The organism is Candidatus Thermoplasmatota archaeon, assembly GCA_035540375.1.
Taxonomy (GTDB): Archaea; Thermoplasmatota; SW-10-69-26; order JACQPN01; family JAJPHT01; genus DATLGO01.
This window is the reverse complement of record DATLGO010000074.1, coordinates 1-9,409: the sequence shown is the minus strand read 5'-3', so window position 1 is coordinate 9,409 and position 9,409 is coordinate 1. Positions and strand designations below refer to the sequence as shown.

Below are 9,409 nucleotides of genomic sequence, written 5' to 3'. Positions count from 1 at the left end.
GCCTGCACCACCGACGTCGACGACGACCGACGCGGCGTCCCCGCCCCCGCCCTCCTCGTCCCCCTCGCGCTCGCAGGCGCCGGCCTCCTCTTGCGGCGAAATCGGGAGTGACCCGAACGGGCGCGGGTGCGCGCTGCGCGTCCTGTGCGCGAGGTGCGTGCCGCGCGCGCTGCGCGTCCCGTGCGCGAGGTGCTTGCCGCGCGCGCTGCGCGTCCTGTGCGCCGGGTGCTTGCCGGGCGCGGCGCTCACCCCGTGCGCGAGGTGCTTGCCGCGCGCGCTGCGCGTCCTGTGCGCGAGGTGCGTGCAGCGCGCGAAGCGCCCCCAGCGCGCGAGGTGCGCGCGGTGCCGGTTGCGCGCGCGGCGCGCGCCTGCGTAGCCTGCGCGCGGGACGCGACCCCCTGCCCCGCGCGCCGCCCTTCGTCCGCTTGGCCGTCGTCGTGGAAGGCGCGTCCGATCCGGTTCGGCGAGGCGGCACACGGGTGCGGCGCGACGCTGGGGGTCGGCGCGCCACGGGGCGCGTCCCGGAGGGCGGTGCGCCCCCCGGCGGGCGCCGCATAACGTATATATGGGGCGGTCTCGTACCGGCTGCACCCATGCCTTCTCCGGTGACGCGTCCGGATCTTGATCGTGCGGCGCGTACGGGCGTTCCGGAGGTCATCCTGGCGGAGGGCAAGGAGGACGAGCATCTGCGGGCGGCCGTGGAGGCGTTCGCCTCGAAGGGCGGTCGGGTGCTCGTGAGCCGTCTGGAGGCGTCGCGCCTCGGCGTGCTCGAGGGGCTTCCGTATCCGCGGACCTATCATGCGCTCGCCCGGATTCTCGTGGTGGGAGAGGGCGGGAAGCCGGTCGCGACGGGGGGCCGCGTGGGGATCCTCACGGGCGGCACGGCGGATGCGCGTGTCGCGGACGAGGCGCGGATCGTGCTCGAGGAGCTCGGGTGCGAGGTGCGCATCGCGTACGACGTGGGGGTCGCGGGGATCCATCGCCTGTTCGGTCAACTGGATTGGCTGCCGGAGATGGACGTCATCATCGTGGCGGCGGGGCGCGAGGGCGCGCTTGCGGCGGTGGTGTCCGGACTCACGGATCGCCCGGTCATCGGTCTTCCCGTGAGCATGGGGTACGGGATGGGGGGGCGTGGCGAGGCCGCGCTCCTCGGGATGCTGCAGTCGTGCTCGCCGCTCGCGGTCGTCAACATCGACGCCGGATTCGTGGCCGCGGCGCACGCGGCGAAGATCGCGAACGCGATCGCGCTCGCGCGGCGCGGCGTCGATCGTCAAGTTCATTCGATTTCCCCTGGAGGGGTTTGATTGCCGAAGCCTGACAAGCTGGATGCTCCAGCCGAGCCCGAGGACGCCGAATTCACCGAACTCAAGTCGAAGATCTCCGATTCGGAGAAGCGCTACCGGAAGGTGCTCGATACCCGGGATGCGTTGAACGACCAGGCCCGGGAGGCGCGCGAGGAGCGCGACCAGCTCAACAACCAGAAGAAGTCGATCCTCGACGAGATGCGGAAGCTCCAGGCGGAGCGCGACGCGCTCAACGCGGAGGCGCGGACGCACCGCGAGAAGCGCAACGAGTTCCAGCGGCAGGCGAAGGAGCTCATCGCGCAGAAGCAGAAGCTCCGCAAGTCCGGCCAGGGGAGCACGTACGCGGGTCGCGTGCGCGAGCTCGAGGCCGAGATCCGGAAGGCCGAGCACCGTCAGGAGACGACAGCGATGACGGTCGCGGAGGAAAACAAGCTCCTCGACGTGCTGAAGGCGCGCAAGAAGGAGCTCGAGGCCGCGCGGGCCCAGTACGCGGAGGAAACCGCGCTGCTTGCGGACGTGAAGGACGTCGACGAGAAGATCTCGCAGCTGTTCGCGGCGGCGGACGAGGCGCACAAGCTCGCGGTCGAGGTCTCGAACAGGGCGCAGGCGGCGCACGACGCGCTCGCGCCGATCTTCAAGCAGCTCGATTTCCTCAACGAGGAGAGCGACAAGAAGCACCAGGCTTACCTGAAGCTGCGCGAAGAGGCTGACGCGAACCACAAGGAGGCGCTCGAGATGCGGGGCGAGGTCATGACCCTGCGGGACCAGCGGAGCGCCGTGTTCCGGGAGCGGAAGGCCCTCGTGACGGACCAGCGCAAGAAGGTGCGCGAGGCGCTCTACGACGACGACAAGCTCGAGGCCGAGGCCGACGCGGCGCTCAAGGCGCTCCTCTCGGGCGGCAAGGTCAAGCTCGGGTGAAGCCGCTCGCCCGTCCCGCGCGCGGAGCGCCGGATTGCGCGGGCGGTTGGGTCGTTGCACCACAAAGTAGAACCGGGCATCCGGGGGTCCCGCGTGCATGAACCCGATCCAGAGCGCGGTCGCGCTGGCTCTCATCGCCTTCGTTCCCGGGTTCTTCCTCGTGAAGGCGCTCTTCCCAAGGCCCCGCGCGGCCGGGTTCGATGCGTTGCTCACGGGTTTTTTGAGCGTCGCGACGAGCCTCGCGATCACGATCGTGGTCGGCGTCGTGCTGGGTTTCCTTCCCGCGGAGGGCCGCGGCTACTTCCAGGCCGCGGGGTCGGGTTTCCCGTTCATCGAGTCGTCGCTTGCGCTCGTGTCGGTCGCCTTGGCGGCCGTCGCGTGGCGCCGCGGCGCGTTCCGGCGCGAGTCCGGGGCTCCGGTCGGGCCGAAGCCGGCGGAGCATGCGAACCTGGAGCCGCTTCTCGCGAACCGCTTGACGGAGGCGGAGCTGGAATCGAAGAAGGATGCGCCCGCGGACGCCGCGGCGCTCGCCGCGAGCCGGGAGGAGTCGCGGCGGCTCGAGCGGGGCGCGATCGAGGAATCCTGACGTCCTCGCGCCCATCCGTGTCGCGACCGGGGGTTTCCGGGAAACCCTTAAGGCCCGACCCGGGGGTGGAACCTCGGGGAATCCGATTGGCCTACACGCACGAGGGCGGCTGGAACCTTTACACCCGCAAGGTGAAGCTCAACGGCGGGCGCGAGCAGACGATCTATTTCTTCAGCCGCAACGAGCCGAAGAGCGGCAAGCCGGCGGACATGCCGCCCGGCTACAAGGTCGTCATCACGAAGCGCACGGGACTGCCCGTGCTCAAGAAGGCGTGACGACCGGGCGACGGCCTCAGCGGCGGATCGTGTACCGGCAGCCCTCGCAGTGGAGAAGCGAGGTGAGGGCGCGCAATCCCGAGCCGCAGTCGGGGCAGTGGACGGAGGGCATGGCTCCATGCCCGTCGCTCCTCCCGCATGAACCAAACGGAAAGGCCGGAGGGCGCGGGTCGTCCCTGACCCTCGACCGCCAAACGGTTATATAGGGGGGTGCGCTTCTTGGCGCTGTTCCAGGTGCGTGCATGGGTAACATCCGCCCGACCTACATCAAGCGCGTCGCCATCGAGCTGGTCGAGCGCTATCCCCAGGAGTTCACGGCCGATTTCGACCAGAACAAGCTCAAGGTGAGCGCCCTCACGACGCCGATGGCCAAGCAGATGCGGAACCGCATCGCGGGCTACGTGACGCGCTACCGGACCCAGCAGGAAGAGATCTAACTCTCTTCTGAGTAGCTACTCAAACTTCATCTTCCGGGAGGGGCTCGCCCTCCTTGTGACGGATTCTTCCGCCCGTCGGCTCGCGACGGCCTACGACCGACTCGCCCAGGGCGGCTTCGTTCTCGTCTACGACGCGGACGGCCGCGAGGAGGAGGTCGACCTCTTCGTTGCCGCCGAGCGCGCGACGCCCGCCGCCGTCGAGACGCTGCGACGGGACGCGGGGGGCCTCGTGTTCCTCGCGGTCGACGCCGGCGTGGGGGCGCGCCTGGGCCTTCCGTTCCTGCACGACCTCTTCCGCGACGCGGCCGCGAAGCACCCGGTGCTCGCGAAGCTCATCCCGAACGATCTGCGTTACGACACGCGCTCCTCGTTCTCGCTCACGATCAATCACCGCGGGACGTTCACGGGCATCACCGACAACGACCGCTCGCTCACCATCACGGAGTTCGGCCGGCTTGCCGCGCGCGCCCCCGCCCTCGCGCCCGAGGAGGCGCAGGCGGCCTTCGGCGCCGCCTTCCGCGCGCCCGGCCACGTGCACCTCTGCGTCGGCGCTCCGCGCCCGTTCGTGGACCGCTCGGGCCACACGGAGATCGCCGTCGCGCTCGCGCGCGTCGCGGGCGTCACGCCCGTCCTTGCGGGCGCGGAGATGCTCGACCGCGGCGTCGCGCTCTCCCGATCGAAGGCCGAGGCCTGGGCCCGCGCGCACGACACCGTCGTCGTGACCGGCGAGGAGATCGCCGCGGCCTACGCCAAGCTTCATGAGCAGGCCCGGCCTGTCGTGCAACGTTGACGCGACGGGTCATGGCGGTGGGCGTGTTCGACCTCATCCACCTGGGGCACCTCCGCTACCTCGAGGAGGCGAAGCGGCTCGGCGACGAGCTCGTGGTCGTCGTCGCGACGGACGCGAGCGTGCGCCTGCGCAAGCACGCGACCATCACCCCCCAGGAGATGCGCGCGGCCCTCGTCGCGGCCCTCAAGCCCGTCGACCGCGCGATCGTGGGCCACGAGGACGACCAGTACAAGAGCGTCGAGGACGTGCGCCCTGACGTCATCGCCCTCGGCTACGACGACTACCACCGCGTGGACGAGATCCGCCGCGAACTCGCGCGCCGCGGCCTCGGCCACATCGAGGTCGTGCGCATGCCGGAGTTCGACCACGACCTCAACGGCACGCGCAAGATCGTGCAGCGGATCCTCGACCGCGAGCTCGGCCGTACGGGAGCGTCCTCCTGATGGCCGACCGACGCGCCGCGAAGCGCGCCGGCCCGGCCCGCGGGCGCAAGCCGCGCGCGCCGCGGGCGAGCCCGGGCGGCGAAGCCTCCGCGCGTCGCGCCCGGCGAGCCCCACGGTCGGCCCCCGCACGCGACGCGAAGCCGCGCATCGGCGTCGTCGACACGACCTTCAGCCGCGTGAACATGGGCGCGGCCGCGCTCGACGAGCTCGCGAAGCGCGCGGCCGGCGAGGTCATCGTGGAGCGCGTCACGGTCCCGGGCGTCAAGGACCTCCCCGCGGCCGCGCGGCGCTTCTTCGACCGCGGCGCGGACCTCGTGATCGCCTGCGGCATGGTGGGCCCCGAGGACGTCGACAAGACGTGCGGCCACGAGGCGAGCCTCGGCCTCATGTGGATCCGCGCCGCGCTCGGCAAGCCGCTTCTCGAGGTCTTCGTCCACATGGACGAGGTGAAGACCGACAAGGACCTCCAATGGCTCGCGGAGTCGCGCACGCGCGAGCATGCTCTCAACGCCGTCTGGATGCTCCTCGAGCCGGAGCGGCTCGTCGAGCAGGCCGGGACGGGACAACGCCAGGGGTTCGACGATGCCGGCCCGATCACGTAAACCCGCGAAGCGCGCGCGCATGGCGATCGCCGTTGCCCACTTCAACCGCGAGCTCACGCACGCGATGCGCGACCGTGCCGTCGCGCGCGCGAAGGAGCTCGGCTACGATCCGTCGCCCGTCGTGAGCGTCGAGGGCACCTACGACCTCCCGTTCGCGGTCGCCGAGTGCCTGCGCGCGAAGGGCGTCGTCGCCGCGGTGGCGATCGGCGTCGTCGTGACGGGCGAGACGAAGCACGACGAGCTCATCGCGCACGCCGCCGCGAAATCCCTCCTCGACCTCTCGCTCGCTGCGCGCAAGCCCGTCGGCCTCGCGGTCACCGGCCCCGGCCAGACGTACGCGCAGGCCGAGGCCCGGCTCGACCGCGCCGAGGCCGCGGTCGAAGCGGCGCACGCGATGCTCAAGGCCGCAAAGGACGCGCGCTGACGGGCAGCGACGAAGCGGCTGGAACCTTGAGGCGCGGTCCGGGGCGACCGAAGTCCATGGCAGCCGTTGCGGAGCGTCCTCGTCCCCTCTTCGATCTCACGGGAAAGGCGGCGCTGGTCACGGGCGGCGGACGAGGCATCGGCCGGGCCGTCGCCGAGACCCTGGCGCAGGCGGGCGCGGCCGTCGCCGTGAACGACGTCTCGGGCCGCGGCCACGCGGACGAGGTCGCCCGCGAGGTCGAGGCGCGGGGCGGCGCGGCGCTCGCCGTGGTGGCGGACGTCTCCCGTCCCGTGGACGTCCGGGACATGATCCAGCGGGTGACGGAGCGCTTCGGCCGTCTCGACGTCCTCGTGAACAATGCGGGCATCTTCACGCCCCGGCCTTTCCTGGACATCCCGGAGGAGGAGTGGGACCGCGTGATCGACGTGAACCTCAAGGGCCAGTTCCTCGTCGCGCAGGCCGCGGCGCGAGCGATGGTGGAGCGGGGCGAAGGCGGGCGCATCCTGAACGTCGCGAGCATCGCCTCGGGGGGCGTCGGCGTCGGCTTCCCCGGAACCGCGCACTACGCCGCATCGAAAGGCGGCGTGATCGCGCTCACGGAGACGCTCGCGATCGAACTCGGCCCGCACGGCATCACCGTGAACGCGATCGCGCCCGGCCTCATCCGGACGGACATGACGCGCGACCTCATGGAGGATCCCGAAGGTCTCGACCGGATGCTCGCGCGGATTCCCGTCGGTCGCGCGGGCGAACCGGAGGACGTCGCGGCCTTGGCCGCGTTCCTCGCCTCCGACGAGGCCGCCTACTGCAACGGCGCCGTCTTCTACGTGGACGGGGGTTGGCTCGCGGGTTAGGCTCCTCGGTGGCGGGCTCGCGCGTTGGACTGGACGGTGGCGGATTAGCGCGACTGGACGGTGGCCGGCTCGCGGGTTGGACTGGACGGTGGCGGGTTCGCGGCACTGGACGGTGGCCGGCTCGCGGGTTGGACTGGACGGTGGCGGGTTAGCGCGACTGGACGGTGGCCTGCTCGCGCGTTCGACTGGACAATGGCGGATTCGCGGCATTGGACGGTGGTTGGCTCGCGGATTCGACTGGACGGTGGCGGGTTCGCGGGTTCGACTGGACGGTGGTTGGCATGCGGATTGGACGGCCAAACCTTGAAGCGCGCGCGCTCCGCTCGCCGCGCATGCCCCGCCGCTTCGTCGCCGAGCGCCTCGGCCGCGTCCACGAATCGGGCACCGTGAAGATCACCGACGCGGTCGCGCGCCTCAGGAAGGAAGGCCGCGACGTCGTGAGCTTCAGCGTGGGCGAGCCCGACTTCCCGACGCCCGCGCCCATCGTCGCGGCCGCGAAGAAGGCCCTCGACGAGGGCCGCACGAAGTACGTCTCCGCGTGGGGCATCCCGGAACTCCGCGAAGCCGTCGCCGAGAAGTCGCGGCGCGAGAACGGCATCCCGTGCGAAACCGCGGACGTGCTCGTGACGCCCGCGAAGCAGGCCATCTTCTACGCGATCCTCGGCACGATCGACCCCGGCGACGAGGTCCTCATCCCGGACCCCGCCTGGGTGAGCTACGAGCCCCTCGTCGCGCTCGCGGGCGGCAAGGTCGTGCGCGTCCCGACGGACCTCGCCTCGGAGTTCCGCGTCCTCCCCGAGCGCGTCGCGGAGGCGATCACGCCGGCGACGAAGCTCATCATCCTGAACTCGCCTTCGAACCCGACGGGCGGCGTCATGACGCCCGAGGACGTGGCGGGGGTCGCGGACCTCGCGCGCGACCGCGATCTCCTCGTCCTCTCGGACGAGCTCTACGAGAAGGTCCTGTACGAGGGCCGCCACGTCTCCATCGCTTCCCTCCCCGGCATGGCCGAGCGCACGCTCACCGTGAACGGCGTCTCGAAGGCCTACGCGATGACGGGCTGGCGCGGCGGGTGGCTCGTCGGTCCGCGTCCGATCATGAAGGAGCTGATCAAGCTCCAGCAGCACAGCCTCACGCACCCCGCGACGTTCAACCAGTACGCGTTCCTCGCGGCCCTCACGATGGACCAGGCCCCCGTCGCCGCGATGGTGGAGGAGTTCCGCGCGCGGCGCGACCTCGTCGTGAAGGGCCTCGCGCGCATCCCCGGGTTCCACGCGAACGTGCCGAAGGGCGCGTTCTACGTCTTCCCGCGCTACGATTTCCCGCTCGACTCCCTCGCCTTCGCGGAGAAGCTCCTCCACGAGGGCGGCGTCGCGGTCACGCCGGGCGTCGAGTTCGGCCCGCTCGGGGAGCGCCACCTGCGCCTCTCGTACGCGAACTCGCGCGCGAACCTCGAGAAGGGTCTCGCGCGCATCGCGGAGGTCGCGGCCCGGCTCGCCTGATGAGCGCCGCGCCGCCCGAAGCGGGTTGCGCCAGTCGACCGGCTTTCCATCCCGCGCCTACCGGAGATGCCTCGCTCACCCCGGCGGATTCCTCGCCACGCTCGCGAGGGGCAGGCAATCGGGGACGTGCACGCCTTCCCCCCTCCTCGCCCGCGGGCCCGCGCGCGGACCCGTCGCGGTCCCGTCCCCCGGGCCGCCCCAACCTTTTTGTCCCCCTTCCGGGCTTGACGGCCATGGCCCCCTTCGACGGCGCCCGGCTCCTTGCGGGTTACGACCCCTCGAAGATCACGATCGCGACGGTCTGCTCGCACTCGTCGCTGCAGATCTTCCACGGCGCGCGACTCGAGGGCTTCCGCACCCTCGGCATCTGCGTCGGCGAACCCCCGAAGCACTACGACGCGTTCCCCGCTGCGAAGCCTGACAAGTTCCTCTCGCTCAAGTCCTACGCGGAGCTCGCCGAGCGCACGGACGAGCTCGTGCGCGAGAACGTGATCCTGATCCCGCACGGCTCCTTTGTCGAGTACATGGGCGCCGACAAGTTCGCGGAGCTCAAGGTCCCCACCTTCGGCAACCGGAAGGTCCTCGCATGGGAGTCCGACCGGAGCGTCGCCGCGAAGTGGCTCACGGCCGCGGGCCTCACGCTCCCGAAGCACATCGACGACCCGCGCGACATCATCGAGCCCGTGATCGTGAAGTACCACGGCGCGAAGGGCGGCCGCGGCTTCTTCGTGGCGCGCAACTACCACGAGTTCAAGCGCAAGATCGACGACACGAAGCCGTACGTCATCCAGGAGTTCGTGCTTGGCACGCGCTACTACCTGCACTATTTCTACAGCCCCATCGCGGACTCGGGCTACAAGCTCTCGAAGGGCGCGATCCAGTTCATGGGCGCGGACCGCCGTGACGAGACGAACATCGACGAGGCGAACCGCCTCGGCTCCATCGGCGAGCTCGAGGAGATCGGCATCACGCCCACGTTCGTCGTGAGCGGCAACTTCCCGCTCATCATCCGCGAATCGCTCCTCCCGAAGGTGTTCAAGATGGGCGCGGGCGTCGTCGAGTCGAGCCTCGACCTCTTCGGCGGCATGATCGGGCCCTTCTGCCTCGAGACGGTCGTGACGGACAAGCTCGATTTCAAGGTGTTCGAGATCAGCGCGCGCATCGTCGCGGGCACGAACCTGTATCCGGGCGGGTCGCCGTACACGGACTACATCGAGCCCGGCCTCTCCACGGGCCGCCGCATCGCGCGCGAGATCAAGGAAGCCTCGAAGAAG

General features: G+C 70.7%; 12 protein-coding genes. All 12 read left to right on the top strand.

The features are described 5' to 3' along the window. Nucleotides 1-593 precede the first annotated feature (593 nt). Nucleotides 594-1,304, top strand: coding sequence for a nickel pincer cofactor biosynthesis protein LarB (gene larB, locus VM889_08955; protein HVL48671.1), 711 nt, complete (start codon nt 594-596; stop codon nt 1,302-1,304). Then, a complete protein-coding gene (locus VM889_08950; protein ID HVL48670.1) occupies nt 1,305-2,222 on the top strand; it encodes a hypothetical protein in 918 nt (305 codons plus the stop codon). A gap of 97 nt (nt 2,223-2,319) precedes the next feature. After that, on the top strand, nt 2,320-2,808 hold the full coding sequence (locus VM889_08945) for a DUF1616 domain-containing protein (GenBank protein HVL48669.1): 489 nt from the start codon (nt 2,320-2,322) through the stop codon (nt 2,806-2,808). 65 nt (nt 2,809-2,873) lie between these two features. Next, the gene (locus VM889_08940; protein HVL48668.1) at nt 2,874-3,083 is read left to right on the top strand and encodes a hypothetical protein; all 210 of its coding nucleotides are present in this window, start codon (nt 2,874-2,876) and stop codon (nt 3,081-3,083) included. A 242-nt stretch (nt 3,084-3,325) separates the two neighbouring features. Next, nucleotides 3,326-3,520, top strand: a complete 195-nt coding sequence (locus VM889_08935; protein HVL48667.1) for a 30S ribosomal protein S17e — start codon at nt 3,326-3,328, stop codon at nt 3,518-3,520. A gap of 55 nt (nt 3,521-3,575) precedes the next feature. Then, nucleotides 3,576-4,310: a 3,4-dihydroxy-2-butanone-4-phosphate synthase gene (locus VM889_08930; GenBank protein ID HVL48666.1), complete on the top strand. Its 735-nt coding sequence runs from the start codon at nt 3,576-3,578 to the stop codon at nt 4,308-4,310. Next, the gene (locus tag VM889_08925; protein HVL48665.1) at nt 4,307-4,753 is read left to right on the top strand and encodes an adenylyltransferase/cytidyltransferase family protein; all 447 of its coding nucleotides are present in this window, start codon (nt 4,307-4,309) and stop codon (nt 4,751-4,753) included. The genes VM889_08930 and VM889_08925 overlap by 4 nt, the downstream gene beginning before the upstream one ends. Next, the gene (gene ribC, locus VM889_08920; protein ID HVL48664.1) at nt 4,753-5,355 is read left to right on the top strand and encodes a riboflavin synthase; all 603 of its coding nucleotides are present in this window, start codon (nt 4,753-4,755) and stop codon (nt 5,353-5,355) included. The genes VM889_08925 and ribC overlap by 1 nt, the downstream gene beginning before the upstream one ends. 19 nt (nt 5,356-5,374) lie before the next feature. Next, entirely contained in the window at nt 5,375-5,779 is a 405-nt protein-coding gene (ribH, locus tag VM889_08915) for a 6,7-dimethyl-8-ribityllumazine synthase (GenBank protein ID HVL48663.1), read from the top strand. 56 nt (nt 5,780-5,835) lie between these two features. After that, on the top strand, nt 5,836-6,633 hold the full coding sequence (locus tag VM889_08910) for a 3-oxoacyl-ACP reductase family protein (GenBank protein ID HVL48662.1): 798 nt from the start codon (nt 5,836-5,838) through the stop codon (nt 6,631-6,633). Between the two features lie 332 nt (nt 6,634-6,965). Continuing rightward, the gene (locus tag VM889_08905) at nt 6,966-8,135 is read left to right on the top strand and encodes a pyridoxal phosphate-dependent aminotransferase (protein HVL48661.1); all 1,170 of its coding nucleotides are present in this window, start codon (nt 6,966-6,968) and stop codon (nt 8,133-8,135) included. Between the two features lie 233 nt (nt 8,136-8,368). Beyond that, a partial coding sequence (locus VM889_08900) for a formate--phosphoribosylaminoimidazolecarboxamide ligase (protein HVL48660.1) occupies nt 8,369-9,409 on the top strand: 1,041 nt, incomplete at its 3' end.

Coding starts and splice junctions, on each gene's coding strand:
- ribH (HVL48663.1), top strand. CDS start 5,375: ATGGCGATCGCCGTTGCCCACTTCAACCGCGAGCTCACGCACGCGATG.
- VM889_08910 (HVL48662.1), top strand. CDS start 5,836: ATGGCAGCCGTTGCGGAGCGTCCTCGTCCCCTCTTCGATCTCACGGGA.
- VM889_08905 (HVL48661.1), top strand. CDS start 6,966: ATGCCCCGCCGCTTCGTCGCCGAGCGCCTCGGCCGCGTCCACGAATCG.
- larB (HVL48671.1), top strand. CDS start 594: ATGCCTTCTCCGGTGACGCGTCCGGATCTTGATCGTGCGGCGCGTACG.
- VM889_08935 (HVL48667.1), top strand. CDS start 3,326: ATGGGTAACATCCGCCCGACCTACATCAAGCGCGTCGCCATCGAGCTG.
- ribC (HVL48664.1), top strand. CDS start 4,753: ATGGCCGACCGACGCGCCGCGAAGCGCGCCGGCCCGGCCCGCGGGCGC.
- VM889_08945 (HVL48669.1), top strand. CDS start 2,320: ATGAACCCGATCCAGAGCGCGGTCGCGCTGGCTCTCATCGCCTTCGTT.